Origin of the sequence: Comamonas sp. NLF-1-9 (assembly GCF_019195435.1) — a bacterium.
In the GTDB taxonomy this organism is placed as follows: domain Bacteria; phylum Pseudomonadota; class Gammaproteobacteria; order Burkholderiales; family Burkholderiaceae_C; genus Comamonas_C.
In genome coordinates this window covers 186,680-212,515 of sequence record NZ_CP078069.1, presented here as the reverse complement: position 1 = coordinate 212,515, position 25,836 = coordinate 186,680, and the positions used below count along the sequence as shown (strand labels likewise).

Sequence of the window (25,836 nt, the reverse complement as noted above, 5' to 3'; positions counted from 1 at the left end):
CCCTCGCTCAGAAAAACATCCAGGTGATGGCGATGAACAACGGCACCAGGATGCCGACCGACCAGAGCATGTAGCCGAAGAAGCTGGGCATCTTCACGCCGCGGTCTTCGGCGATCGCCTTGACCATGAGGTTGGGCGCGTTGCCGATGTAGGTGATCGCGCCCATGAAGACCGAGCCTATGGACACCGCCGCCAGCGTCTGCGCATGCGTGCTCATGAGCGTCGCGGCGTCGCCCCCGGCGGTGTTGAAGAACACCAGGTAGGTAGGTGCGTTGTCCAGCACCGACGAGAGCATGCCCGAAGCCCAGAAATACATCGCCGGAATCGGCTGCCCGTCGGCGCCGGTGACGGCCGCGACGATGGGGCCGAAGGGGCCTTGAACGCCGGCGCGCAGCATGGCGATCACCGGAATGATGGTCAGGAAGATGCCGGCAAACAGCTTGGCCACCTCTTGCATCGGGCCCCAGCTGAACTGGTTGGCCTCATGCACCGCGTGCGGCGTGAGCGCCAGCGAAGCCAGCGTCACCGCCACCATGCCCAGATCGCGCACCAGCGAGGGCAGGCCTACCGGCGTGCCGGCCACGTCCCATTGCAGGGGCGACTTCCAGACGCCGCTGAGCAGCACCAGCGCGACGATTACCAGCAGCAGCAGGAAGTTGATCTTGCCGTCAAAGCCCAGCGCCGGCTCGGCCGCGTCGGGCGTCGGGTCGGGGCGATCGAGCTCGCCTGCGCGCGCAAACAGCCAACTGTCCAGCGCGAAGAACAAGGCCAGCAGCACGCCCACCAGGAACAGGGTCTCGAAGATCACGTGCTCGGCGGTCCAGAAAAAGCTCACGCCCTTCAGAAAGCCCAGAAACAGCGGCGGATCGCCCAGCGGCGTGAGCGAGCCGCCGGCGTTGGAGACGATGAAGATGAAAAAGACCACCACATGCACCACATGCCGGCGGTTGTCGTTGGCGCGGATCAAGGGGCGGATCAGCAGCATCGACGCGCCGGTCGTGCCCATGAAGCTCGCCAGCACCGCGCCCACCGCCAGAATCCCGGTGTTCAGCAGCGGCGTGCCGCGCAGGTTGCCGCGGATGTAGATGCCCCCGGCCACGGTGAACAGCGCGGTCAGCAGGATCACGAAGGGGATGTACTCGGCCACCAGCGCATGCACCAGGCCCTGCCCCGCGCTCTCCCAGCCGAAGCGCAGCGCAAACGGAATGAAGAAGGCCAGCGCCCAGGCCGCGGTGATCTTGCCGTAATGATGGTGCCAGAGCACCGGCGCGAGCAGCGGCAGCAGCGCTATCGACAGCAGCACGCCGGCAAAAGGCACGCCCCACCAGACCGCAAGCTGGCCGCCGTCCACCTCGGCGGCCGCGCACACCATGGGCGCCAGCGCCAGCATGACCAGGGCCGCCGCCCGTCCTGCCCTCATCGACCTCATCGCTTGTCTCTCCTTGTCTTGTTGCCCGCCCACGCTGGCTCAGGCCGGGCCGGGAATGTTGAACACCTGGCGCAGATAGGCCAGGTATTTCTCGTCGTCGCACATGTTCTTGCCCGGCGCGTCCGACAGCTTGGCCACCGGCTGGCCGTTGCAGCGCGTCATCTTGATGACGATCTGCAGCGGCTCGTAGCCCAGGTCGTTGGTGAGGTTGGTGCCTATGCCAAACGCCAGTTGGCAGCGCCCGTGAAAGCGCCGGTAGAGCTCGATGATGCGCGGCACCGTCAGGCCGTCGCTGAAGATGAGTATCTTGGACAGCGGATCGACCCGGTTGTCTCGGTAATGCTGCAGCATGCGCTCGCCCCAGGCAAAGGGGTCGCCGCTGTCGTGGCGCGCACCATCGAAGAGCTTGCAAAAGTACAGGTCGAAGTCGCGCAGGAAGGCGTTCATGCCGTAGACGTCCGACAGCGCAATGCCCAGGTCGCCGCGGTACTCCTTGGCCCAGACCTCGAAGCCGTAGACCTGGGTGTCGCGCAGGCGCGGGCCCAGCGCCTGGCAGGCCTGCAGGTATTCGTGCGCCATGGTGCCCAGCGGCGTCATGCCCAGCTTCATCGCGTAGAGCACGTTGCTCGTGCCCGCGAGCTTGCCGCCCAGGCCCCGGCGCTTGTCCTCCACGCCCAGGCGCTCGGCCAGGGTGCGCAGCAGCTCTTCGTGCCACACGCGCGAAAAGCGCCTGCGCGTGCCGTAGTCGGCGATCTTCAGCGCCTCCAGCCCCGGGCCGTGCAGCTGCGCCACCTTGGTCGCCAGGCGCCGGCGCCCTTCGGCGTAATCGGGCTCGGGGTAGCGCTGGCGAAAATACACCTCGTTGACGATGGAGAGCACCGGAATCTCGAAGAGGATGGTGTGCAACCAGGGCCCGACGATGCTGATGTCGATCTCGCCCGTGGGCAGGGGCGTGACATCGATGTACTTTTCATTGAGCCGAAACAGCCCGAGGAAGTCCACGAAGTCGCTCTTGATGAAGCGCATCGAGGCCAGGTAGGCAAGCTCTTCCTCGCTGAAGCGCAGACTGCACAGCGCGCGGATCTCGGCGCGGATCTCGTCCACGCAGGGCGCCAGATCGATTCCGGGCGTGCGGCACTTGAAGCGGTATTGCACCTGCGCACCGGGGAAGTGGTGCAACACCACCTGCATCATGGTGAACTTGTACAGGTCGGTATCCAGCAGGCTGTGGATGATCATGCTTGTTCCATCAGTGCGCGGCGCACAGCTCTTGCAAGGCCTGGCGCAGCTTCTGGGGCAAGGGCCGTGGGCGCTGGTCGCTGCGGCCCACGTACACATGGACGAAATGCCCGCAAGCCGCTGCCAGCGGCGCCCCTTGGGCAAACAGTGCCAGCTCGTAGCGCACGCTGCTGCGGCCGATCTGCACCACGCGCAGGCCGGCCTCCACCGTCTGCGGGAAGGCCAGCGGCGCAAAATAATGGCACTGCGTGTGCACGACAAGACCCACGGTGTCGCCGCCATGGATGTCCAGCACCCCCCGCTCGATCAGCCAGGCGTTCACCGCCGTGTCGAACCAGCTGTAGTAGACGACGTTGTTCACGTGACCGTAGACGTCGTTGTCGCTCCAGCGCGTGGGGATGGAGCGAAAGACGCGGTAGTCCCCGCGCGCGGGCGGGACGGGGCGCTCAGGCGCCGGGGAGCTCAGGGACGCTGCCATGGGTGCTTCATTGTGCCAGCAGCCCGGAAGCGTCCCGCGCGCCGCCCGGATAGCGGAAAAACACTTTGGAACAAATAAATGTTGCACTGCAACAAAAAAGCCTTGCAATCGCGCTGTGCATCCCTATAATTCGAGTCATGCTGCACTGCAACATAAGTTGATCAGAGCAGTTCCATGAACCCCCGCCCACAAGGCGGATCTTTGATCAGGAGTATCACCATGTCTTTGCCGCAAGAACAAATTCTGGCTGCCCAAAAGGCCAACCTCGAAACCCTGTTCGGCCTGACCAGCCAAGCCTTCGAAGGCGTTGAAAGGCTGATCGAGCTGAACGTGACCGCCTCGCGCGCCGCGCTCTCGGAAGCCAACACCCACGCCCAGGCCGTGCTGTCCGCCAAGGACGCCCAGGAGCTGCTGACGCTGCAAGCCAGCCTGTTCCAGCCCCTGGCCGAGAAGACCCTGGCCTACAGCCGTCATCTGTACGACATCGCCGCCGGCACCGGCAGCGCGTTTGGCCGTGCTTTCGAAGCGCAAGCCAACGAAGCCCAGCGTGCGTTCACCAACTTCGTGGACAGCACCGCGCGCAACGCCCCTGCCGGCACCGAGACCTCGGTGGCCGTGTTCAAGAGCGCCGTGTCGGCCGCGAACAACGCTTTCGAGTCGGTACAAAAGGCCGTCAAGCAAGCCACCGACATGGCCGAAGCCAACTTCAACGCCGTGAGCACCAGCGCCAGCAAGGTGGCCGCTGCCGGCCGCAAGCGCTGATCGCACAAATACAACAGGGCGATTGATAGAGACAAGGGTTTACCCTTAAAATCGCCACCATGGCTTGGCAACGAGCCACCTGTTTCGGTTGTCTCCTTGGATCCTCACGAAATGTCAATTTCTGGATCCCTTCAAGCCCGGCTTCATGCCGGGCTTTTTTTTGCGCCAGGTCAAGCCGAGTGCAAATGCACTGATAACCATTCTCATTTGAATTATGATTCGGGCTTTCAGAACCTCAGCGACCACAAGCCCATGATTTCCTCCCTCAAGACCCTTCTGGCGGCCTGCCTCGTCGCCCTGGGCGGCGCGGCAGGCGCCGCCGATGCGGCCGATGCGTCGCAGCAGGTGCTCAACCTGTATTCGGCGCGCCACTATCCGTCCGACGAAATGCTCTACGAGGGCTTCACCAAGGCCACCGGCATCAAGATCAACCGCGTCGACGCCGACGACGCCGGCATCATGGCGCGCCTGAAGGCCGAGGGCAGCGCCTCGCCCGCCGACGTGATCCTGCTGGTCGATGCCGCGCGCTTTTACCGCGGCGAACAGGACGGCTTGTTCAAGCCGGTGCGCTCCAAGCTGCTCGAAGAGCTCATCCCCGCCAACCTGCGCGCCACGCCCGACGCGGACGGCGGCATCCAGTGGTTTGGCCTGTCCACACGCGCGCGCATCATCGTCTACGCCAAGGACAAGGTGCAGGCGCAGGACGTGGACAGCTACGAGAAGCTGGCCGACCCGGTGAACAAGGGCAAGGTCTGCATCCGCTCGGGCTCGCACCCCTACAACCTGAGCCTGTTCGGCACCCTGGCCGAGCACATGGGCGAAGCCAAAACCGAAGCCTGGCTCAAAGGCGTGGTGGCCAACATGGCGCGCCCGCCCAAGGGCGGCGACACCGACCAGATCCGCGCGGTGGCCGCCGGCGAGTGCGAGATCGCGGTCAGCAACAGCTACTACCTGGCGCGCCTGATGCGCTCGGACAAGCCGGCGGACCAGGCCGTGGCCGCCAAGGTCGCTGCGGTGTTTCCCAACCAGGATTCCTGGGGCACGCACGTGAACATCGCCGGCGGCGCGGTGGCGCGCCATGCGCCGCACCCGCAAAACGCGATCAAGTTCCTCGAATACCTGGCCAGCCCCGAGGCGCAGAACTACTTTGCCAACGGCAACAACGAATGGCCCGCGGCCAAGGGGGTGAAGTTTGACAACACCGCGCTGCAGGATATGACCGGCGGCAAGCCCTTCAAGACCGAAACCATCCACATCTCGGTCGTCGGCAAGAACATGGCGCGCGTGCAGCAGATGCTCGACCGCGCCGGTTTTCGCTGAAGCGCCAGCAGCTCTGCCATCCAAGGTTTTGCAGCCCGGCCTAGCCGGGCTTTTTTCATCGCGCGGCGATAATTGACGTGAACGTCAACTACATGAGGACCCCATGGACATCAAAGGCAAGGTATTCATCGTCACGGGCGGCGCTTCGGGCCTGGGCGAGGGCACGGCGCGCATGCTGGCCGCACGCGGCGCCACCGTGGTGATTGCAGACATGCAGACCGACAAGGGCGAAGCGGTCGCGCGCGAGATCAAGGGCCATTTCGTGCGCTGCGACGTCAGCAGCGAAGCCGACGGCCAGGCGGTAGTGGCCAAGGCGACGGCGCTGGGCAAGCTCATGGGTCTGGTCAACTGCGCCGGCATCGCACCGGCCGAGCGTACCGTAGGCAAGAACGGGGCGCACCAGCTGGCCACCTTCACCAAGACCATCACGGTGAACCTGGTGGGCAGCTTCAACATGATTCGCCTGGCGGCCGAGGCCATGGCCAGGAACGAGGCCGAGCTCACGGGCGAGCGCGGCGCCATCATCTCTACCGCCAGCGTCGCGGCCTACGACGGGCAGATCGGCCAGGCGGCCTATTCCGCATCCAAGGGCGGGGTCGTCGGCATGACGCTGCCGATCGCGCGCGACCTGGCGCGCAGCGGCATTCGCAACATGACGATAGCACCGGGCATCTTCGGCACGCCCATGCTGTTTGGCATGCCCAAGGAAGTGCAGGATGCGCTGGCCGCAGGCGTGCCCTTCCCGAGCCGCCTGGGCACGCCCGAGGACTACGCCAAGCTGGTCTGCCACATCTTTGAAAACGACATGCTCAATGGCGAGGTGATACGCCTGGACGGCGCGATCCGCCTGGCCCCGAAATGACACATGGCCCCCGGGGGGCCATGTACATGGATCAGCGTGCAGCGCGCTCAGCCATTGGTTGCAAACGAATTGGCCACCTTGTGGCCCGCCGGGCGCGGGCTGGCCTGCAGCCAGGAGCGCACGCGCTCGGCATCGGCCAGGCGGCTGAATTTGCCGGCCGAGTCGAGGAACACCATGATGAGCTTGCGCCCCGCGATCTCCGCCTGCATCACCAGGCAGCGCCCGGCTTCGGAGATATAGCCGGTCTTTTGCAGACCAATGTCCCAGGCCGGGCTCTTCACCAGCCGGTTGGTGTTGTTGTATTGCAGCGTGCGGCTGCCCACCTCCACTTCGTAGCCGGGCGAGGTGGTGAGCTCGCGCAGCAGCGCATCGTCGTAGGCCACACCCACCAGCCGCGCCAGGTCGCGCGCGCTGGAGCGGTTCTGGCTCGACAGCCCCGTGGGCTCCACATAGTGCGTGTCGTGCATGCCCAGTTGCGCGGCCTTGGCGTTCATGCGCTGCACGAAGTTCGCGAGCCCCCCGGGGTAGGTGCGCCCCAGGGCATGGGCGGCGCGGTTTTCGCTGGACATCAGCGCCAGGTGCAACAGTTCACCGCGCGTGAGCGTCGTGCCCACCGCCAGGCGCGAGCGGCTGCCCTTCTCGGTATCGACATCGGCCTGGGTGATGGTGATCGGCGTGTCCATCGGCAGCTCGGCCTCGGAAATCAGCAGGCCGGTCATCAGCTTGGTGAGCGAGGCGATGGGCAGCACCGCTTCGTCGTTCTTGCTTAGCAAGACCTCGTGCGTATCCTGGTCCACCACCAGCGCCACGCTGGAGGCCAGCGCCAGCGGATCGGCGGTGGCATGCAGGCCCATCTTCTGCCCGACCGACAACACAGCGGGCGCGGCCGCCACATGGTGCTTGCGGCTTGCCGCGCGCGTCTTGCGCTGGGCGACGGAAGTCTGGGCCTTGCGTTTGGGAGCGGCCTTGTGCGCCGTCGCCTTGGCGGGAGCGCGCTTGACCTGGCTGCTGGCCACGGTCTTCTTGGCCGGCGCCTTCTTGCCGGCTGCCTGAGCCCCGGGCGCCGTCAGCGCCAGGGCGAGCAGCGCGGCGGACAACCATTGCAGGCAACGCGAGCCGGGGCGAGTGCTTGCACGCATGAAATACTCCAGAAATCGAGAAAACTGCGCGCAAGTGTACATACGCAAAAAAAGGCGCGCAAGGACAATATCTTGCGCGCCCTTCTTAAAAACATTCTAGGAGCGCTCAGGCCAGCCGGCCAACGCTGAATCGGGGCCAGGCGGTGCCTTGCCCCCTACCCCCTTCAGCCTTGGGCGGCCACCCTGTCGCCGCCGTGGTGCAGGCGGTTGAGCGCGCTCAGGTAGGCCTTGGCCGATGCGACGATGATGTCCGGGTCGGCGCCCGAGCCATTGACCACGTGCCCGCCGCTTTGCAGGCGCACCGTGACTTCGCCCTGGGCGTCGGTCGAGCCATTGATCGCGTTCACCGAGTACAGCGTCATCTCTGCGCCGCTCTTGACGTGCGCCTCGATCGCGCGCAGCGACGCATCCACCGGGCCGTTGCCCTCGGCGCTGCTGCGCACCTCCTTGCCGCTCACGGTGAAGACGATGTCGGCCTTGGGACGCTCGCCCGTTTCGCTGTGCTGCGACAGCGACACGAAGCCGTATTGCTCATGCTCGGCCACGCGCGTGCCGGTGTTGACCAGCGCCAGGATGTCCTCGTCGAAGATCTCGCTCTTGCGGTCCGCGAGCTCCTTGAAGCGGGAAAACGCGGCCAGCGTCTCGGCCTCGGATTCGAGCTCCACGCCCAGCTCCTGCAGGCGCTGCTTGAAGGCGTTGCGCCCGGAGAGCTTGCCCAGCACGATCTTGTTGGCCGACCAGCCCACGTCCTCGGCGCGCATGATTTCGTAGGTGTCGCGCGCCTTGAGCACGCCGTCCTGGTGGATGCCGCTGGCGTGGGCGAAGGCGTTGGCGCCGACCACCGCCTTGTTGGGCTGCACCACGAAGCCGGTGGTCGAGCTCACGAGCTTGCTCGCCGCGAGGATTTGCGTCGTGTCTATGCCCACTTGCAGGCCAAAGTAGTCGCGGCGCGTCTTCACCGCCATGACGACTTCTTCGAGCGAGCAATTGCCCGCGCGCTCGCCCAGGCCGTTGATGGTGCATTCCACCTGGCGCGCGCCGCCAATCTTCACGCCCGCCAGGCTGTTGGCCACCGCCATGCCCAGGTCGTTGTGGCAGTGCACGCTCCAGACGGCCTTGTCGCTGCCTGGCACTTTTTCACGCAGCGTCTTGATGAAGTTGCCGTAGAGCTCGGGGACGCCGTAGCCCACGGTGTCGGGGATGTTGATCGTCGTCGCGCCTTCCTTGATCACCGCCTCGCACACGCGCGCCAGGAAGTCGATGTCGCTGCGGTAGCCGTCCTCGGCGCTGAATTCGATGTCGTCGCGCAAATTGCGCGCAAAGCGGGTGGAAAGACGCGCCTGCTCCAACACCTCTTCGGGCGTCATGCGCAGCTTCTTTTCCATATGCAGCGGGCTGGTGGCAATGAACAGGTGGATGCGTGCGTTCTGGCTGTCCGCCAGCGCCTCGGCCGCGCGCGCGATGTCGCGGTCGTTGGCGCGCGCCAGCGAGCAGACGGTGGAGTCCTTCACCGCGCGCGCAATCGCCTGGATGCATTCGAAGTCGCCATTGCTGCTGGCGGCAAAACCGGCTTCGATCACGTCCACCTTCAGGCGTTCGAGCTGGCGCGCGATGCGCAGCTTCTCGTCGCGCGTCATGCTGGCGCCGGGCGACTGCTCGCCGTCGCGCAAGGTGGTGTCGAAGATGATGAGTTTGTCGGTCATGGTTTCTTTGCTCCTTGCCACCAGCAACACGAATGAAAACGGCCCGCTGCTGGAGCATGCGGGCCGTGGGAGATTCGAATCGATGGAAAAAAACGGTGAACGCGTCGGCCCGCTTGCTATGGCAGTAGCGCCAGTAGTGCCAGCAGCAGCGCCGCAGCGGCGGAGCGGGTCGGCAGGGTGGCAGGCGAATTCATGCGCGCAAATGTAGCACAGGCGCAGTCACGCGGTGCGTGCCCGTACGCTGCGCGCGAGCAGCGCGATCAGGAGCAGGCCAAACAGCGTGAAGCAGATGAAGGACCAGTTGGCGATGGAGCCGCCGAGAAAGCGCCAGTCCACCACGGTGCAGTCGCCCGAGCCACGAAAGATCATCGGAATGGCGCGGCTGAGCGCGTAGTTTTCGATGATGCCGTAGAAGTCGCGCCCGCAGGTGGCGACCTCGGGCGGATACCACTGCAGCCAGCTCTGGCGCGCCGCAACGAAGGCGCCAAAGCCCGCGCCCAGCAGGGCCATCAGGCTCCAGACCATGCGCCAGGGCGTGCCGCCGCGGGCCGCTGCAAGGCCGGTGAAGACCGCTACCGCGATCAAGGCATAGCGCTGCACGATGCACATCGGGCAGGGCTCGAGCCCCTGGCCGTACTGTAGATACATGCCAAAGGCCAGCATGGCCAGGCAGGCGGCGCTGATGAGCGCCAACAGGCGGCGCGGGGTCTGAGCTATGAGGCTGAAGAGCACGTTTTTTCTTTCTCTGGCAAAAGCCGCAGGCAGGAAGCGGCGCGACCCGACCGTCCGCCGGCCCGCAGTGTGGGTATTCTCGGGCACCGCCGGCGCCTGGCCTGTACTGAGCGGCGCGGCGCCCGAGAGTTCAACCCGGAGCACTGACCATGTACCAACGCATCCTGATTGCCACCGATGGCTCGCCCCTGTCCGACAAGGCAGTGGAGCACGGCCTGCAGCTGGCCGCCCTCAGCCGAGGGCGCGTGCTGGCGCTGCGCGTGCTGCCACGCTATCCGCGCAAGTTCTTCGACGGCGGCCTGGCCCTGGACGAGCAGCAGATCCGCCAGATCGAGGAACAATGGCGCGACGAGGCGCAGGCGGCGCTGGCCCGCGTCAAGAAGCGCGGCAGCGAGGAAGGCGTGATGGTCAAGACCCTGACGCCGCGCTCCGACCAGGTAGCCGAGGCCATCCTCGCGGCCGCGCGCAAGAATGGCTGCGACCTGATCGTCATGGCCTCGCACGGGCGGCGCGGCGTCAAGCGCCTGCTGCTGGGCAGCGAGACGCAAAACGTGCTCACGCATGCCGAGATACCGGTGCTGGTTCTCAGATGAAACAAGGCCGAAGCGCCCGCCCCGATTGCGCTGGCAGCTATGCTTTCAGGAACAAATCACGGTATTGCTCGCGCAGCAGGTTCTTTTGCACCTTGCCCATGCTGTTGCGCGGCAGCTCGGCGGCGATGAAGCAGCGCTTGGGCACCTTGAAGTGCGCGAGCTGCCCGCGCAGCTTGGCGATGATGGCTTCGGCGTCCGGCGCGGCACCGGCGCGCGGCACGACGACGGCCACGCCCACCTCGCCAAAGTCGGCATGCGCCACGCCAACCACGGCGCTCTCCATCACGCCGGGCAGCTCGTTGATGAAGCTCTCGATCTCGGCCGGGTAGACGTTGAAGCCGCCGCTGATGAAAAGGTCCTTGCTGCGCCCGACGATGGTGACGTAGCCGCGCGCGTCCTGCTGGCCGACGTCGCCGGTCTTGAACCAGCCGCCCTCGGCGAATTCCTGCGCGGTCTTTTCGGGCATCTGCCAATAGCCCTTGAAGATGTTGGGGCCGCGCACCTCGATGTTGCCGATCTCGCCCGCGGGCAAAAGCTCGCCCTCCTCGCTCACCACGCGCAGCTCGGTGCCGGGCAGGGCAAAGCCGACGGTGCCGCCCCGGCGCTCGCTCTGGCCTGCATGGCGTGCATCGGCCGCATAGGGGTTGGAGCACAGCATCACCGTCTCGCTCATGCCGTAGCGCTCCAGGATGGTGTGGCCGGTGCGCTCTTGCCAGGCGGCAAAGGTATCGACCAGGAGCGGCGCCGAGCCGGAGATGAAGAGGCGCATGTGCGCCGCCGCTGCGCGCGTCAGGCTTGGCTCGGCCAGCATGCGCACGTACAGCGTGGGCACGCCCATGAAGACCGTGGCGCGCGCAAAGGCGGCGATCGTCGCCTTGGCATCGAACTTGTTGAACCAGACCATGGCGCTGCCATTGATCAGCGCGCCGTGCACGCCGACGAACAAGCCGTGCGCGTGGTAGATGGGCAGCGCGTGGATCAGCACGTCGTCTTTTTCCCAGCCCCAGTAGTCCTTGAGCACCAGGGCGTTGGAGAGCAGATTGCCGTGCGTGAGCATCGCGCCCTTGCTGCGCCCCGTGGTGCCGCTGGTGTAGAGGATGGCCGCCAGGTCGTCCTTGCCGCGTGCCACCGGCGTGTGCTGGTCGCTGCAATGCGCGGCGCGCTCGAGCAGGCTGCCGTCGCGGTTTTGCCCCAGCGTGAAGACGCTGTGCGTGCCCGCCTTGAACGCGATTCTTGACACCCAGCCGAAGTTCTGCGGCGTGCAGACGACGACGGCGGGCTCGGCGTTGCCGATGAAGTATTCGATCTCGGCCTGCTGGTAGGCGGTATTCAGCGGCAAGAACACATGCCCCGCGCGCAGCACCGCCAGGTACAGCAGCATGGCCTCGACCGATTTTTCGACCTGCACCGCGATGCGGCTCGCGGACGGCAGTTGCAGCGATGCAAGCAGATTGGCGATGCGCGCGCTGGCGTGCTCCAGATCGGCCCAGGAGTAGTTCAGCGGCGCGCCCTCGGGCGTGCTGGCAAAGACCGCCGTCGCGTCCAGGTTCTTGGGGAAGGCGGCGCGCAGGGCGCTGTAGAGGTTTTGCGAGGGGAACTGCATCAAAGACTCCTGCGGATCCAGCCCGCTTCAGCTTGAATTTGCCGGGGCGGCTTCAATGGACGTCGTCCGTAAAACGGGGTTTGCGCTTGGCGAGGAATGCCTCTATGCCTTCGCGGTGCTCGCGGCTCGGCGCGTAGGCGTAAGCGTCTTCAACTCCTGAAACCATAGCTGCTGACGCTTGTCCATCCAGCGCCAAAGCCATGTTTCTTTCAAAAATCGAGTGCAGCACGCGCTTGTTCAGCCGCGCCGCCTGCGGTGCCAGCGCGGCGATCTGGCGGGCCAGTTTTTCGGCCTTGTCGTGCAGCTCTGGCGGCGTGAGCACCTCGGCCAGGAAACCGCTCGCGTGCAGCGCGGCCGCATCGAAGCTGCTGGCCGCGAGCAGCATCTGGCGCGCCAGCGCGTCGCCCAGGCGGCTTGCAACCAGCAGCGCCTCGCGCGGCGCCATGGGAAAGCCCAGGCGCGCGATCGGCGCGCCAAAGCGCGCGCCCGCCTCGGCCAGGCGGATGTCGCAGCAGCTCGCGATCTCCACGCCCGCGCCCATGCAGGGGCCGCGTATCACCGCGACGATGGGCACCTCGCACGCGAGCATCGCCGAGAGGCCGCCCCAGACCTCGCCCTCGTGAAAATCGCGCAGCGTTTGCGCATCAAAGCGAAACGCCGGGTATTCGGAGATGTCGCCGCCCGCGCAAAACGCCTCGCCCTCGCCTTGCAGCAGCACGCAGCGCGCCTCATCATCGGCCTGGATGCGCTCGAACACCGCGCGCAGCTCGCGCCACATGGCGCGCGTCATTGCGTTCAGGCGCCCGCCGTGGCGCAGCGTGACGCGCAGGACGCCGTGCGCATCTGCCGCCGCAAGTGCAATCTCACCCGCCATGCGCCGCCCCCTGCCGCTGCGCCCACAGCCACAGCAGCACGCCCGCAAGCACCATAGGGATGCACAGCCACTGCCCCATGCTCAGGCCGAGCGACAGCAGACCGAGGAAGTCGTCGGGCTCGCGAAAATACTCGGCCGTGAAGCGCAGCACGCCGTAGCCGACGAGGAAGGCCGCCGTCACTTCGCCCCTCTTGCGCGGGCGCCGGGCGTAGAGCCACAGCAGCACGAAGAGCAGCAGGCCTTCGAGCAAAAACTGGTAGATCTGCGAGGGATGGCGCGGCTGCATGGAGCCGCTTTGCGGAAACACCATGGCCCAGGGCAGATCGGGCGAGGCAAAGCGCCCCCACAGCTCGCCATTGATGAAATTGCCTATGCGCCCTGCCGCCAGGCCCGTGGGCACGCAGGGCGCAACGAAGTCGATCACTTGCAGCCAGGGGCGCCGGCGTGTGTGCGCATACCAGATCATCGCCAGCGCCACGCCCAGCATGCCGCCGTGAAAGCTCATGCCGCCCTTCCAGACGGCAAAAATCTCCAGCGGATGGCTGGCGTAATAGCCGGGCTTGTAGAACAGGCAGTAGCCCAGGCGCCCGCCGACGATCACGCCGAGCACCCCGAGGAAGAGCATGTCTTCCACGTCCTTGCGCGTCCAGGCCGCGTCGCCGCGCATCGACGCATAGGGCTGGTGCCTGAGGCGCAAATTGCCCAGCCACAGGAACAGCCCGAAGGCGGCCAGATAGGTCAGGCCATACCAGTGGATCGCCAGCGGCCCGAGCTGCAGGGCCACCGGATCGATGCGGGGGTAGATCAGCATGGCGGCGATTGTGCAGCAGCGCGCCCGCCGCCCGCCCTGCCCCGGTCGCGCGCCATGGGCGCTGGATTACTGCATGAACCAGCCGTGGCTCACGACCAGCGACTGGCCGGTCAGCGCATTGCTTGGCCAGCTCGCGAAGGTCAGCGCGGCCTGCGCGACGTCGTCCACGGTAGTGAATTCGGCATCGACCGTTTCCTTGAGCATCACGTTCTTGATCACCTCATCCTCGCTGATGCCCAGCTCCTGCGCCTGCTCGGGGATCTGTTTTTCCACCAGCGGCGTGCGCACGAAGCCGGGGCAGATCACGTTGCTGCGGATGTTGTGCGCCGCACCTTCCTTGGCGATGACCTTGGCCAGGCCTTCCAGGCCGTGCTTGGCGGTGACGTAGGGGCTCTTGAGCTTGGAGGCTTCCTTGGAGTGCACCGAACCCATGAAGATGATGCTGCCGCCGCGCCCCGAGGCGATCATCTGGCGCACCGCGGCGCGCGAGGTGAGGAAGCCGCCATCGAGGTGCACCGCGAGCAGCTTCTTCCAGTCGGAGAATTTGAAATCCTGGATGGGCGCGACGATCTGGATGCCGGCATTGCTCACCAGGATGTCGACCTCGCCCAACTGCTTTTGCACCTTTGCAAAGCCATCGTCCACCGCCTGCTCGTCGGTCACGTCCATGGCGACGGCCATGGTTTTGACGCCCTTCCTGGCGATCTCGTCGGCCGTGGCCTGGGCTTGTTCCTGCTTGAGGTCGGCGACCACGACATTGGCGCCGGCCTCGCCGAAGACTTCGGCAATGCGCTTGCCCAGGCCGCTTGCGGCGCCGGTGACGAGGGCGGTCTTGCCCTTGAGGCTCAGCGTGGTGGTGGCTTGGACGGTTTGTTTTTCGCTCATGGCTTTTCTCCTGATCAACACGCCATGAGATGGGGGCGATCGGGCGTTTTGTCAAGCGCCGGCGCCGCGAGGCCGGCGCCTCAGGGCCGCACGAAGACCATGGTGGCCTGCATCAGCGCGACCACCTTGTACTCCTGCGCGCCCTCGCGATAGGCGCGCACCTCGCCGGTGCACACGCCCATGGTCTTGCCCGCGCTCACCACCTTGCCCACGGCGACAAAGCGCTCGCCCAATGCCGGGCGCAGGAAGTTGACCTTGAATTCGGCCGTGACCACGTCGCAGCCCTCGGGCGCGCGCGTCAGCGCCGCATAGCCGCAGGCGCTGTCCACGATGCTGGTGACCGCGCCCGCGTGCGCATAGCCCAGCTGCTGGCTGAGCGCGGGGCTGGCGGGCATCTCGATCTGCACCTCGCCGTCGTCCACCCGCGCCAGCCGCGCGCCCAGCGTTTTCATCAGGCCCTGGGCGGCGAAATTGCGCGCCACCCTGTCGTGCATTGCGCTCATGGCTCTCCTGGAAAAACTATGTTTTTAATAGCTACCGGCGCTTTGTCCGCACGCGCTGGAGGCCTATTTGATTCAAATCCCCGCAGAGTCTGCAGGCCTGTTGGCAGGCACTACACTCGGGCCACTGTCCTGCAACCTGCGGCCCGTGCGCCCACACTCCCTGCCATGACCGACCCGAAAGCCATCAACCACCGCTCCGCCCATATTACCGAAGGCAAGGCCCGCGCGCCCAACCGCTCCATGTTCTACGGCATGGGCTACAAGGAAGAGGATTTCAAGAAGCCCATGGTCGGCGTGGCCAACGGCCACAGCACCATCACCCCGTGCAACGCCGGCCTGCAGCGCCTGGCCGACGCCGCCATTGAAGGCATCCGCGAGGCCGGCGGCAACGCCCAGGTGTTTGGCACGCCCACCATCAGCGACGGCATGGCCATGGGCACCGAGGGCATGAAGTACTCGCTGGTCAGCCGCGAGGTGATCAGCGACTGCGTCGAGACCTGCGTGCAAGGCCAGTGGATGGACGGCTGCGTGGTCATCGGCGGCTGCGACAAGAACATGCCCGGCGGCATGATGGGCATGCTGCGCGCCAACGTGCCCAGCATCTATGTGTATGGCGGCACCATCCTGCCCGGCTGCGTGAACGGCTGCGACCTGAACATCGTCAGCGTCTTCGAGGCCGTGGGCGAGAACGCCGCCGGCAAGATCAACGACAGCCAGCTCAAGGAAATCGAGCAAAACGCCATCCCCGGCTGCGGCTCCTGCGGCGGCATGTACACCGCCAACACCATGAGCAGCGCCTTCGAAGCCCTGGGCATGAGCCTGCCCTACTCCTCCACCATGGCCAACCCGCACCAGGAGAAGGTCGATTCCGCGCGCGAATCGGCCAAGGTGCTGATCGAGGCGATCAAGAAAGACCTGAAGCCGCGCGACATCGTCACCAAGAAGGCCATCGAAAACGCCGTCGCGGTCATCATGGCCGTAGGCGGCTCGACCAACGCGGTGCTGCACTTCCTGGCCATCGCCCATGCGGCGGGGGTGGAATGGAGCATTGACGACTTCGAGCGCATCCGCAAGAAGGTGCCGGTGTTCTGCGACCTGAAACCCAGCGGCCAATACCTGGCGGTGGACTTGCACAAGGCCGGCGGCATCCCGCAGGTGATGAAGATGCTGCTCAACGCCGGCCTGCTGCACGGTGATTGCATGACCATCACCGGCAAGACGATCGCCGAAACCCTCAAGGACGTGCCCGATGCGCCGCGTGCCGACCAGAAGGTGATCCACCCCATCGACCAGCCCTTGTACGCGCAAGGGCACCTGGCCATCCTCAAGGGCAACCTCAGCACCGAAGGCTGCGTGGCCAAGATCACCGGCCTGAAAAACCCGGTCATCACCGGCCCGGCGCGCGTGTTCGACGATGAGCAATCCGCCCTGGCGGCCATCCTGGAGCACAAGATCCAGGCCGGCGACGTGATGGTGCTGCGCTACCTCGGCCCCAAGGGGGGCCCCGGCATGCCCGAGATGCTCGCGCCCACCGGCGCACTGATCGGCGAGGGCCTGGGCGAGAGCGTGGGCCTGATCACCGACGGGCGTTTTTCGGGCGGCACCTGGGGCATGGTGGTAGGCCACGTGGCCCCCGAGGCGGCCGTGGGCGGCACGATAGCCCTGGTGCAGGAAGGGGATTCGATCACCATCGATGCGCGTGAGCTGTTGCTGCAACTCAACGTTTCCGACGAGGAAATCGCGCGCCGGCGCGCCGCCTGGAAGGCGCCCGCGCCGCGCTACACGCGCGGCGTGCTGGCCAAGTTCGCGCGCAACGCCTCGACGGCCAGCCGCGGCGCGGTGCTCGATGCGTTTGAGTGAACTGCCGCGCCCCGGCACTCAGCGCCGGCGACGCGGCGCCATGCCCATGGATTCCTTCTGCCGCTGCACGCGCTCGCGCTTGCGCTGATCCATCTTTTCCATGGCCTTGCGCTTGGTGAAACCGGTGGCATCGGCCCAGACCCACCAGGCGAAGGTGACGGCAAAAGGCGACAAGACCCACCACCAGGACCAGCCCGCCACCGGCCCGATTTCCAGGTACTTGAGAAGCACCAGCAGCACGCCCAGAATCAGTGTGTACACAAGTTACCTCGGGTTAAAGATGGGTAAATGAACTGGTCAAGTCAACCTCGGTCACTAGAATAGCGTTATCCAACCCGTATTTCCACCAACCTTCTGAAGGGAAACACCATGAAAGCCGCCCTGATCGCCCTCACCGTCGCATTCGCCGCATCCGCACCCGCTTTTGCGCAGGATGCCGCCGCGCTGGCCAAGTCCAAGAACTGCATGTCCTGCCATGCGGTGGACAAGAAGGTAGTGGGTCCGGCCTACAAGGACGTGGCCAAGAAGTTTGCCGGCCAGAAGGACGCCGAGGCGCAGCTCATCAAGGCCGTGCTCGAAGGCAGCAAGGGCGTGTGGGGCCCCATTCCCATGCCGGCCAACAAGAACGTGAGCCAGGCCGAAGCCAAGCAGCTGGTGGACTGGATTCTGTCGATGAAGTGATCCGGCAAGCGCCGGTGCTAGGGCTGCCAGGCTTGTGCCTGGCGGCCCTTTTCTTTTGCGCCGCCGGGGGGCGGCGCGCAGCGCTTGCACGCAAGCGCCTGCATGCCTTTATATTTGCGAGTGGCAAGGCGACCATGCGCGGGGGGTCTGCACGACTTCCTGCGGTGGTCGCCAGCGCGCGAGGGTCTTGCAGACCCTCTCCCGGTTTTGTGCTCGCATTGAAGGAGAACTGCGCCATGATGCCGCCCTACGGCTCGCTTGAGGCCAGGCTGGAAAAGTCGCCCATTCCCATCTGCATCGTGCTGCCCGGCGGTGACCACCTCGGTTCTGCCAACGCGGCGCTGCGCCTGAGCCTGCACGACCCCGCCGCCGTGGCGGCGCTCGCTTCGGGCGCGATCGGCACCGTGGGTGCGGAGATCGTTGAAGGGCGGGTGCAGTTCGAAGGCAGCGTGCGCGATCTGATGCTCGCGGCCCAGGCGCTGCTGCAGAGCGACCCGGTGAACGACGAACACACCACATGGTGGCGCCAGGCCCTGGTCTGGTACGTCTCGCGCGCGCGCCACACCACGGCCAAGGACGCCGAGAACATCCAGTTCCACTACGACGTCTCGGACGATTTCTACGCGCTCTGGCTCGACCCCTGGCGCGTGTATTCCTGTGCGTACTACCGCACGCCGGACATGACGCTCGCGCAGGCGCAGGAAGCCAAGCTCGACCACATCTGCCGCAAGCTGCGCCTGCAGCCAGGCGAGCGCTTTCTGGACGTGGGCTCGGGCTGGGGCGGCATGCTGCTGTGGGCGGCCGAGCACTACGGCGTGCAGGGCACGGGCATCACCCTGTCCAAGAACCAGTACGCCTACGTGCAAAAGTGCATCGAAGAGCGCGGCCTGAGCGGGCGCGTGCGCGTGCTGTTGCAGGACTACCGCGAGCTGCAGGTGGACGAGCCCTTCGACAAGATCTCCTCCATCGGCATGTTCGAGCACGTGGGCCGCGCGCAAATGCCTACCTACTTTTCCACTCTGCAGCGCCTGCTCAAGCCCGGAGGCCTGGCGATGAACCACGGCATCACCGCCGGCGGCCTGGACAACACCGGGCTGGGCGCGGGCATGGGCGAGTTCATCGACCGCTACATCTTCCCCGGCGGCGAGCTGCTGCACGTGAGCGTGGCGCTGCAGGAGATTGCCCGCGCAGGCCTGGAGATGGTGGACACGGAAAACATCCGCCCGCACTACGCGCGCACGCTCTGGGCCTGGTCGGACGCGCTGGAGGCGCAGCTCGCGCGCGCGCGTGAAATCCTCGTGGCGCAGCACGGCGAAGACCGCGGCGACAAGGTGCTGCGGGCCTACCGCCTGTATCTGGCGGGCTGCGCGCTGGGCTTCGAGCAGGGCTGGGTGGCGCTGCACCAGATTCTCATGACCCGCCCCGACGGCCAGCGCGACAGCGGACCGATCGCCGGCGCGCAGAGCCAGTACCCGTTCAACCGCGAATACATCTACGCCCCGCCCCAGGCGGGCGCGACACCGCGAAGACAGCCATGACACGACGCTACCCCGTACCCGAACTGGCCAGCTTGCCCGAGGACATCCGCGCGCGCATCCTCGAAGTGCAGGAAAAGGCCGGCTTCATCCCCAATGTCTTTCTCGCGCTGGCGCGCCGCCCGGCCGAATGGCGCGCCTTCTTTGCCTACCACGACGCGCTGATGCTCAAGGAGGAAGGCAGCCTCACCAAGGGCGAGCGCGAGATGATCGTCGTCGCTACCAGCAGCGCCAACCAGTGCCTGTACTGCGTGGTGGCGCATGGCGCGCTGCTGCGCATCTACGAAAAGCAGCCGCTCGTGAGCGACCAGGTCGCGGCCAACTACCGCAAGGCCGACATCACGCCGCGCCAGCGCGCGATGCTGGACTTCGCACTCAAGCTCAGCCAGCGCTCGGCCGAGGTCGAAGAGGCCGACTTCGAACGCCTGCATGCGCACGGCTTTGACGACGAGGACATCTGGGACATCGCGGCGATCAGCGCCTTCTTCGGCCTGTCCAACCGCATGGCAAGCTTTGCCCACATCGAGCCCAACCCCGAGTTCTACCTGATGGGCCGCCTGCCGCGCGAGAAGAAGGCCTGAGCCTCTGCGTCGTTCCTGTATCCATAGCTGTTCGCGCTTGTGCAACAAGCGTTTGGGCCGTATTTGACCTGAATACCCCCGTGCGCCCTGACTCCCTCCCCCTCTGGGGCAGGGCCGGGGTGAGGGCCAGCAAGTTCGCGCTGCAACGCAACCAATAGATCAGCATCCGGCCGCCCCCATCCCGCCTTCCCCCAAAGGGGGAAGGAGCTGTGCGCGCACCGCTCATGCTGCGGCGCAAGACCGGCGCATCAAGGCCTGCGGCACGGCGCCAGCACATCGAGCGCGCGCTGGTAGCTGGGCGAGCGCAGGTCCAGCGCCCCGAGCATGCTGGAGTAGAGATAGTCGTGCGTCAGCCGCTGGTCCAGACCGGCGCGCAGGCAATCGGTCGACAGCCCAAGGCGCGCGCGCAAAGGGGCGCTGAACCAGCCGATCATGGGCACGTGCTTTTGCGCATCGGGCGCAATGCCGTAGGGCATGCCGTGCAGGAACAGCCCGTATTCGCCCAGCGACTCGCCATGGTCGCTGAGGTAGAGCATGCCGGTGTCGTTCTCGCGCTCGCGCGCCTGCAGCCAGTCCAGCGTGCGCGCGAGAAAGGCGTCGGTCGCGACGATGGAGTTGTCGTAGCTGTTGATCAGCGCCTGATGGTCGCAGTCGGAGAGCACCTCGGTGCGGCATTCGGGCGCAAAGCGCTTTTCCTCGGGGCGCGAGCGCTTGTAGTAGGCCGGGCCGTGGCTGCCCATCTGGTGCAACACCAGCAGTACGCCGCGCGCGCGCTGCGCCTCTGGCAGCGCCGCGATGCGGGTGTCCAGCCCGGCAAGCATGGCTTCATCGCTGCATTCGCCGCCCTGGCACAGGCGGGCGCGCTGCTGCGCATCCAGCCCATCGATCGCATCGGCAAAGTGCACGCGCTCGCACACACCCTTGCAGCCGCCCTGGTTGTCCAGCCACAGCACCGCCAGGCCCGCAGCCTGGACCACGTCCAGCAGGTTCTCGTAGTCCTGGCTGCGCGCGATGAAGGCCTCGCGCCCCAGCGGCGAGAACATGCAGGGCAGCGACGCATAGGTGCTGGTGCCGCAGGCAAACACCTGGCGCCAGCTCAGCACCTCGCGGCGCGCCAGCTCGGGGTTGGTGTCGCGCGCATAGCCGTTGAGCGCAAAGTGGTCGGCGCGCGCCGTCTCGCCCACCACCAGCACGAAGAGCAGCGGCCGCTGCCCCGGCGCGTAGCTCGCGCCCAGGGCCGCACCATCGCTCATTCCCACCAGCGTGCGCGGGCGGCTGAACCAGCGCTCATGGATGGCCACGCCAGTGGAAAACAGCGGTGCCGCCGGGTTGATCAGATAGCGCAGCGCGGTGTGGTTGCGCATCAGCGGCGCCAGGTCGCGCGAACCCAGGGCGACGCTGAGCGCGGCCAGCGCCAGCGCCAGCACCAGCAGCAAGCCATTGCCCAGCCCTTGGCGCCACCAGGGCGCGGGCGCAAGGCGCAGGCGCGCAAGCCACAGGCCAGGCACCAGCAGAACCAGCACCAGCGCCGCCAGCATGCGCCAGGAGAGCAGGTCGCGCGCCTCACGCACGTCGGTCTGCAGCACGTTGGCCAGCATGCCGGGGTCCATCGCCACCTTGTAGATCAGCATGTAGTACTGCGCGATGGCGGCCACCAGCAGCACCAGCGGCCAGAGCCAGCGCGCCGCGCGCGTCCACGCCAGCGGCGCGAGCACCAGCAGCGTGGCGGCCATACTGAGGCCCGCCATGCCGAGCACCAGGCGCGCAAGCTCCGCCGGTGCACTGGCAATGCGCGCGAGCTCCAGCCACAGCGGCCAGTTGGCGGCCAGGAGCAGATACAGGCTCAAATACAGCGCCGCGCGCTGGGCGGACATTGGGCCGACGAGCCAGCGGCGCGCGCCGCCTGGCCGCCCTGCCCCGTGCCCCGGAGAATCTGCCGACATCGGCGCGTGCCGGCCGCTCAAAACACGCCCAGCGCCAGTCCGCTGGCCAGCGCTTCGCCCAGGGCCGCGCAGCGCGCGCGCTCGGACTGCGCGATCTGCTTGGGCGCGAGAATCGCCTCGGGGCTTTGCGCGTGCGTGCAGACGATCAGCGGCTCGGCCACGGCCTTGAGGCGCCAGCCCGTGGCAATGCGCGCAATCTGCCGCGCCGCGCCCGCGCCGTCGCTGCCGGCGCAGACCATGGCTGCATAGGGGCGCCCGGCAATGCGCTCGAGCACGCCGTAGTAGGTCCGGTCGAAAAAGTCTTTCATCATGCCGCTCATGCTCGCCAGGTTTTCCGGCGTGGCAAACAGATAGCCGTCGGCGGCCAGCACCTCGTCCACGCCGGTCTGCGCGGCCTGCAGCATGCGCACCTCTAGCTCGGCTTCACCTTCGGCGCCCGCGCGCGCGGCCTGCACCATTTGCAGCGTGCCGCCGGTGAGCGTGTGATAGACCATGAGCAGGCATTTGAGCATGCGGCGATTGTGCCGGCATTGCCCGCCTTGAAAGCGCTGCGCGCATCTGCTACACACCGGCCATGAGCCCTACACCCACGCACACCGATACCGACACCGCCCTGCTGCGCCACGCCGTGGAGCTGGCGCGGCGCAACCGCCAGGAGGGCGGCCAGCCCTTTGGAGCCGTGATCGCACGCGGCGGCCAGACGCTGGCCAGCGGCGTGAACGAGATCCACCGCACGCACGACCCCAGCACCCACGCCGAAATGCAGGCGCTGCGCGCCGCCACCCGCGCGCTGGGCGAGCCGCAGCTGCGCGGCTGCGACGTCTACGCCAGCGGCCACCCCTGCCCGATGTGCCTGGCCGCCATCGTCATGGCCGGCGCGCGGCAGGTGTTCTTTGCCTTCGACAATGCCGATGCCGCCCCCTGGCAGCTTTCCAGCGAAGCGAGCTACCAGCGCCTGCGCATGCCGCTGCAACCCCCGCCGCTGCCGCTGCTACGCCTTGCCACCGGCATCCGCGCGGCCCAGCTTTACGGCGACGAGCCCTGGCCGGCGCAAGCCTGAGCGGGCATAGTCGCGCCGCCATCGCCACACGACCACGCGGGTTGCGCCGGCGCCGCACAATGGCGCAAAGGAGACCACGCCATGACCATCCCCACCGCCGAGCAAATCCGGCAGCGGCGCGCCGCGTTTCGCCAGTTGCACGCCTCGGGCTGCTTCGCGCTGCCCAACCCCTGGGACCCGGGTTCGGCGCGCTATCTGGCGCACCTGGGCTTCAAGGCGCTGGCCACGACGAGCTCGGGCTGGGCCTGGTCGCGCGGCAGCTTTGATGGCGGCATGTCGCTGGACGCGGTGCTCGGCCACCTGCGCGAGATGGTCGCGGCAACCGCGCTGCCGGTGAACGCCGACTTCGAAAAGGGCTTTGCCGATGCGCCCGAGGACGTGGCACGGCACGTGCGCTTGGCGATCGATACCGGCATAGCTGGCGTCTCCATCGAAGACTCCAGCGGCAAGCCCGACGCGCCGCTCTTTGACATCGCGCTCGGGGCTGAGCGCATCCGCGCGGCACGCAAGGCGATAGACGCCAGCGGGCAGGACGTGATGCTGATCGGCCGCGCAGAAAATTTCTTCGTCGGCCGCCCCGACATCGACGACGCCATCGCCCGCCTGCGCGCCTACTCCGAGGCCGGCGCCGACTGCCTCTACGCCCCGGCACTGCACACGCGCGAGCAGATTGCCGCCGTGGTCGCGGCCTGCGCGCCCAAGCCGGTGAACGTGCTGATCGGCGGCGCCAGCGACTTCACCATGGCCGACATGGCGCAGCTGGGCGTGCGCCGCGTGAGCGTGGGTGGAGGCCTGGCGCGTGCCGCCTGGGGCGGCTTCATGCGTGCGGCGCAAGAGCTGGCCGAGCACGGGCGCTTCGATGGCTTTGCGGGCGCGGCGCCGGGGCGCGAGCTCAACCAGCTGTTTCGCGCTTGAGACGTCGGCGGCCCTGCGCGACCTGGCCGGGTGCGCCTCGCATACCATGCGCTCTTTGCCCGCAACGACGAGCCGCCCCATGCCCACCAGCCGAGCCGCCACACCACAGAGCAGCATCGCCCGCCTGATTGCCGATGTGCGCGGCAAACGGCCGGTGCGCATGGCGGTAGTACACCCCTGCGACCCGCTGAGCCTGAGCGGCGCGATGGACGCCCGCGAGGCCGGGCTCATCACCCCGGTGCTGGTCGCGCCCCAGGCCAAGCTGCGCGCCGCCGCGCGCAAGGCGGGCGTGGAGCTGGCCGGCTGCGAAGTCATCGACGTGCCGCACAGCCATGCGGCCGCGGCGCGTGCGGCGCAACTCGCTGGCAAGGGGGAAGTGCAGGCGCTGATGAAAGGCAGCCTGCACACCGACGAATACCTGGGCGCCATCCTCGCAAGCGAGGCCGGGCTGCGCACCAAGCGGCGCCTGTCGCATTGCTACCTGATGCAGATCGCCAGCTACCCGCGTCCCTTCATCATCACCGACGCGGCGATCAACATCGCGCCCACGCTCGACGACAAGGCCGACATCGTGCGCAACGCGATCGCGCTGGCGCAGGTGATCGGGGTGAGCAAGCCCAAGGTCGCGATTCTTGCGGCGGTAGAGACGGTGAACCCGCGCATGCCCTCGACGCTGGACGCGGCCGCGCTGTGCAAGATGGCCGACCGCGGGCAGATCAGCGGCGGCGTGCTCGACGGGCCGCTGGCCTTCGACAACGCCGTCTCGCCGCAGGCCGCGCAGGTCAAGGGCATTGCCTCGCGCGTGGCCGGGCAGGCCGACGTGCTGGTCGTGCCCGACCTGGAGAGCGGCAACATGCTGGCCAAGCAACTGGAGTTTCTCGGCGGGGCCCAGAGCGCGGGCATCGTCATGGGCGCGCGCGTGCCCGTGGTGCTCACCAGCCGCGCCGACTCGCGCGCCACGCGCCTGGCCTCTTGCGCCATTGCGCTGCTGCTGGCCGAGCGCTGGCGCAGCGCCCCGCCTTGAGCGAGCGCCCCTGCATGCCAAGGGAGATACCGATGAACACCGACTGGATCCTGGCGCTCAATTGCGGCTCGTCGAGCATCAAGTTCGCGCTGTTCCAGGCCGGCCAGCGCCGACTGCCGCGCCAGCCCGCCTGGGGCGGCAAGGTGCAAGGCATAGGGCAGGCGCGGCCCGTGCTCGACCTGAGCGACGCGCCCTCGCAGCCCGTGGCGCTGGACGCCACGCACCCCAACACCACGGCGCTGGAGCTCATCCTGGAGCGCGTCCAGCAGCACATCGCCGGCCAGGGCCGACTCGCAGCCGTGGTGCACCGCGTGGTGCATGGCGGCCAGCGCTACTTTGCGCCCACACGCGTGAGTGCGGCGCTGATCGACGCGCTGCGCGCACTGATTCCGCTGGCGCCGCTGCACCAGCCCTTCCCGCTCAAGGCCATGAGCCTGATCCTGGCGCAGCACCCCACGGTGGCGCAGGTGGCCTGCTTTGACACCGCGTTCCACCAGAGCACGGCGCAGGTCGAGCAGATGTTCGCCCTTCCCTGGTCGGCCTGGCAGGCGGACGTGCGCCGCTACGGTTTTCACGGCCTGTCCTACGACTACATGGCCCACGCCCTGCCCGAGCGCCACGGCGAGGCCGCGCGCGGGCGCACCATCGTGGCGCACCTGGGCAGCGGCGCCAGCCTGTGCGCGATGCACGGGCTCAAGAGCGTGGCGACCACCATGGGCTTTTCCGCGCTGGACGGCCTGATGATGGGCACGCGCTGCGGCGCGATCGACCCCGGCGCGGTGATCTATCTGATGCAAGAGCAAGGCCTGGGCACCGAGGCAGTGGCGCGGATGCTCTACCACGACAGCGGCCTGCTGGGCGTCTCGGGCGTCTCGCCCGATCCGCGCGAGCTGCTGCCGCTGGAGACGACGAACGAGCGCGTGCGCCTGGCGCTTGCACTTTACGTACACCGCATCGTGCGCGAAATCGGCGCGCTCACCGCCGTGCTCGGGGGCCTGGACATGCTGGTCTTCACGGCCGGCATCGGCGAGCACAACGACGTGCTGCGCGCGCGCATCTGCGCGCCTCTGGCCTGGCTGGGCGTGCAGCTGGACGGCGCCGCCAATGCGGCTCACGCCCCGGTGATCGCAAGCGGCGCCAGCCGCGTGATCGTGGGCGTGGAGCCGACCAACGAGGAATGGATGGCGGCGACGCAGGCGAGCGAACTGCTGGGGCTTGGCGACTGAAGCCGCATCCGCAGACCGAAGCCGACCGGTTTCAGCTCGGCGCGAGCAAGTTCCGCCGAAGGCCGTTCGTGCCTGAAG

25 protein-coding genes and 1 pseudogene are annotated in these 25,836 nt (G+C 67.1%); 12 read left to right on the top strand and 14 right to left on the bottom strand.

The window, feature by feature from the left end:
- Nucleotides 1-7 precede the first annotated feature (7 nt).
- The 3 genes from KUD94_RS00945 to KUD94_RS00935 are packed head-to-tail and all read right to left on the bottom strand — an operon-like array spanning nucleotide 8 to nucleotide 3,146.
- The gene (locus KUD94_RS00945) at nucleotides 8-1,420 is read right to left on the bottom strand and encodes a sodium:proton antiporter (RefSeq protein WP_218239147.1); all 1,413 of its coding nucleotides are present in this window, start codon (nucleotides 1,418-1,420) and stop codon (nucleotides 8-10) included.
- A gap of 48 nt (nucleotides 1,421-1,468) precedes the next feature.
- Nucleotides 1,469-2,668 (bottom strand): nicotinate phosphoribosyltransferase, encoded by a 1,200-nt coding sequence (gene pncB / locus KUD94_RS00940; protein ID WP_218238058.1) that lies wholly within the window; start codon nucleotides 2,666-2,668, stop codon nucleotides 1,469-1,471.
- 10 nt (nucleotides 2,669-2,678) lie between these two features.
- On the bottom strand, nucleotides 2,679-3,146 hold the full coding sequence (locus KUD94_RS00935) for a thioesterase family protein (RefSeq protein ID WP_218238057.1): 468 nt from the start codon (nucleotides 3,144-3,146) through the stop codon (nucleotides 2,679-2,681).
- Between the two features lie 219 nt (nucleotides 3,147-3,365).
- On the opposite strand from KUD94_RS00935, the gene KUD94_RS00930 reads away from it, so the two are divergent.
- The 3 genes from KUD94_RS00930 to KUD94_RS00920 all read left to right on the top strand — a co-directional run bounded on the left by KUD94_RS00930 (nucleotide 3,366) and on the right by KUD94_RS00920 (nucleotide 6,090).
- The gene (locus KUD94_RS00930; protein ID WP_218238056.1) at nucleotides 3,366-3,908 is read left to right on the top strand and encodes a phasin family protein; all 543 of its coding nucleotides are present in this window, start codon (nucleotides 3,366-3,368) and stop codon (nucleotides 3,906-3,908) included.
- 252 nt (nucleotides 3,909-4,160) lie between these two features.
- Nucleotides 4,161-5,228 (top strand): extracellular solute-binding protein, encoded by a 1,068-nt coding sequence (locus tag KUD94_RS00925; RefSeq protein ID WP_218238055.1) that lies wholly within the window; start codon nucleotides 4,161-4,163, stop codon nucleotides 5,226-5,228.
- 103 nt (nucleotides 5,229-5,331) lie between these two features.
- Nucleotides 5,332-6,090 (top strand): 3-hydroxyacyl-CoA dehydrogenase, encoded by a 759-nt coding sequence (locus KUD94_RS00920; protein ID WP_218238054.1) that lies wholly within the window; start codon nucleotides 5,332-5,334, stop codon nucleotides 6,088-6,090.
- A gap of 47 nt (nucleotides 6,091-6,137) precedes the next feature.
- Here KUD94_RS00920 and KUD94_RS00915 read toward each other — a convergent pair whose 3' ends face one another.
- The 3 genes from KUD94_RS00915 to KUD94_RS00905 all read right to left on the bottom strand — a co-directional run bounded on the left by KUD94_RS00915 (nucleotide 6,138) and on the right by KUD94_RS00905 (nucleotide 9,664).
- Nucleotides 6,138-7,229: a D-alanyl-D-alanine carboxypeptidase family protein gene (locus KUD94_RS00915; RefSeq protein ID WP_218238053.1), complete on the bottom strand. Its 1,092-nt coding sequence runs from the start codon at nucleotides 7,227-7,229 to the stop codon at nucleotides 6,138-6,140.
- Between the two features lie 164 nt (nucleotides 7,230-7,393).
- Nucleotides 7,394-8,932, bottom strand: a complete 1,539-nt coding sequence (locus KUD94_RS00910) for a 2-isopropylmalate synthase (RefSeq protein WP_218238052.1) — start codon at nucleotides 8,930-8,932, stop codon at nucleotides 7,394-7,396.
- A gap of 219 nt (nucleotides 8,933-9,151) precedes the next feature.
- On the bottom strand, nucleotides 9,152-9,664 hold the full coding sequence (locus tag KUD94_RS00905) for a disulfide bond formation protein B (RefSeq protein ID WP_218238051.1): 513 nt from the start codon (nucleotides 9,662-9,664) through the stop codon (nucleotides 9,152-9,154).
- 149 nt (nucleotides 9,665-9,813) lie between these two features.
- Between KUD94_RS00905 and KUD94_RS00900 the strand changes: the two genes are divergently transcribed.
- On the top strand, nucleotides 9,814-10,257 hold the full coding sequence (locus KUD94_RS00900; RefSeq protein WP_218238050.1) for a universal stress protein: 444 nt from the start codon (nucleotides 9,814-9,816) through the stop codon (nucleotides 10,255-10,257).
- A gap of 37 nt (nucleotides 10,258-10,294) precedes the next feature.
- On the opposite strand, the gene KUD94_RS00895 is transcribed toward KUD94_RS00900, so the two are convergent.
- The 5 genes from KUD94_RS00895 to KUD94_RS00875 form a co-directional block, all read right to left on the bottom strand.
- On the bottom strand, nucleotides 10,295-11,860 hold the full coding sequence (locus KUD94_RS00895; RefSeq protein ID WP_218238049.1) for a malonyl-CoA synthase: 1,566 nt from the start codon (nucleotides 11,858-11,860) through the stop codon (nucleotides 10,295-10,297).
- 52 nt (nucleotides 11,861-11,912) lie between these two features.
- Nucleotides 11,913-12,734, bottom strand: coding sequence for an enoyl-CoA hydratase/isomerase family protein (locus KUD94_RS00890; RefSeq protein WP_218238048.1), 822 nt, complete (start codon nucleotides 12,732-12,734; stop codon nucleotides 11,913-11,915).
- Nucleotides 12,724-13,545 carry a prolipoprotein diacylglyceryl transferase gene (gene lgt, locus KUD94_RS00885; RefSeq protein ID WP_218238047.1) on the bottom strand — a complete coding sequence of 274 codons (822 nt, stop codon included), beginning with the start codon at nucleotides 13,543-13,545 and terminating at the stop codon, nucleotides 12,724-12,726. The genes KUD94_RS00890 and lgt overlap by 11 nt, the downstream gene beginning before the upstream one ends.
- Nucleotides 13,546-13,611: 66 nt before the next feature.
- Nucleotides 13,612-14,394 (bottom strand): 3-hydroxybutyrate dehydrogenase, encoded by a 783-nt coding sequence (locus tag KUD94_RS00880; protein WP_218239146.1) that lies wholly within the window; start codon nucleotides 14,392-14,394, stop codon nucleotides 13,612-13,614.
- 116 nt (nucleotides 14,395-14,510) lie between these two features.
- A complete protein-coding gene (locus KUD94_RS00875) occupies nucleotides 14,511-14,933 on the bottom strand; it encodes a PaaI family thioesterase (RefSeq protein WP_218238046.1) in 423 nt (140 codons plus the stop codon).
- Nucleotides 14,934-15,098: 165 nt separating this feature from the next.
- Here KUD94_RS00875 and ilvD point away from each other — a divergent pair, with 165 nt between their 5' ends.
- Nucleotides 15,099-16,793 carry a dihydroxy-acid dehydratase gene (gene ilvD, locus KUD94_RS00870; RefSeq protein WP_218238045.1) on the top strand — a complete coding sequence of 565 codons (1,695 nt, stop codon included), beginning with the start codon at nucleotides 15,099-15,101 and terminating at the stop codon, nucleotides 16,791-16,793.
- Nucleotides 16,794-16,811: 18 nt separating this feature from the next.
- Here the strand turns inward: ilvD and KUD94_RS00865 are convergent, their stop codons facing one another.
- Nucleotides 16,812-17,054 carry a TIGR04438 family Trp-rich protein gene (locus KUD94_RS00865; protein WP_218238044.1) on the bottom strand — a complete coding sequence of 81 codons (243 nt, stop codon included), beginning with the start codon at nucleotides 17,052-17,054 and terminating at the stop codon, nucleotides 16,812-16,814.
- Nucleotides 17,055-17,162: 108 nt separating this feature from the next.
- Here KUD94_RS00865 and KUD94_RS00860 point away from each other — a divergent pair, with 108 nt between their 5' ends.
- The 3 genes from KUD94_RS00860 to KUD94_RS00850 all read left to right on the top strand — a co-directional run bounded on the left by KUD94_RS00860 (nucleotide 17,163) and on the right by KUD94_RS00850 (nucleotide 19,590).
- Nucleotides 17,163-17,474, top strand: a complete 312-nt coding sequence (locus tag KUD94_RS00860) for a c-type cytochrome (RefSeq protein WP_218238043.1) — start codon at nucleotides 17,163-17,165, stop codon at nucleotides 17,472-17,474.
- 236 nt (nucleotides 17,475-17,710) lie between these two features.
- Complete coding sequence (locus KUD94_RS00855) at nucleotides 17,711-19,012, top strand: class I SAM-dependent methyltransferase (protein WP_218238042.1); 1,302 nt, start codon at nucleotides 17,711-17,713, stop codon at nucleotides 19,010-19,012.
- Entirely contained in the window at nucleotides 19,009-19,590 is a 582-nt protein-coding gene (locus KUD94_RS00850) for a peroxidase-related enzyme (RefSeq protein WP_218238041.1), read from the top strand. The genes KUD94_RS00855 and KUD94_RS00850 overlap by 4 nt, the downstream gene beginning before the upstream one ends.
- A gap of 248 nt (nucleotides 19,591-19,838) precedes the next feature.
- Here KUD94_RS00850 and KUD94_RS00845 read toward each other — a convergent pair whose 3' ends face one another.
- On the bottom strand, nucleotides 19,839-21,464 hold the full coding sequence (locus KUD94_RS00845; RefSeq protein WP_255568940.1) for a phosphoethanolamine transferase: 1,626 nt from the start codon (nucleotides 21,462-21,464) through the stop codon (nucleotides 19,839-19,841).
- A gap of 86 nt (nucleotides 21,465-21,550) precedes the next feature.
- The gene (locus KUD94_RS00840) at nucleotides 21,551-22,045 is read right to left on the bottom strand and encodes a flavodoxin family protein (protein WP_218238039.1); all 495 of its coding nucleotides are present in this window, start codon (nucleotides 22,043-22,045) and stop codon (nucleotides 21,551-21,553) included.
- A 62-nt stretch (nucleotides 22,046-22,107) separates the two neighbouring features.
- Between KUD94_RS00840 and KUD94_RS00835 the strand changes: the two genes are divergently transcribed.
- The 4 genes and pseudogenes from KUD94_RS00835 (at nucleotide 22,108) to KUD94_RS00820 (ending at nucleotide 25,758) form a co-directional block, all read left to right on the top strand.
- Nucleotides 22,108-22,593, top strand: coding sequence for a nucleoside deaminase (locus KUD94_RS00835; protein WP_218238038.1), 486 nt, complete (start codon nucleotides 22,108-22,110; stop codon nucleotides 22,591-22,593).
- An 81-nt stretch (nucleotides 22,594-22,674) separates the two neighbouring features.
- Nucleotides 22,675-23,508 carry an oxaloacetate decarboxylase gene (locus tag KUD94_RS00830; protein ID WP_218238037.1) on the top strand — a complete coding sequence of 278 codons (834 nt, stop codon included), beginning with the start codon at nucleotides 22,675-22,677 and terminating at the stop codon, nucleotides 23,506-23,508.
- 64 nt (nucleotides 23,509-23,572) lie between these two features.
- Nucleotides 23,573-24,532: pseudogene (locus KUD94_RS00825) on the top strand (bifunctional enoyl-CoA hydratase/phosphate acetyltransferase); the annotation flags it as partial.
- A 32-nt stretch (nucleotides 24,533-24,564) separates the two neighbouring features.
- Nucleotides 24,565-25,758 (top strand): acetate/propionate family kinase, encoded by a 1,194-nt coding sequence (locus KUD94_RS00820; protein ID WP_218238035.1) that lies wholly within the window; start codon nucleotides 24,565-24,567, stop codon nucleotides 25,756-25,758.
- The last annotated feature ends 78 nt before the right edge of the window (nucleotides 25,759-25,836 follow it).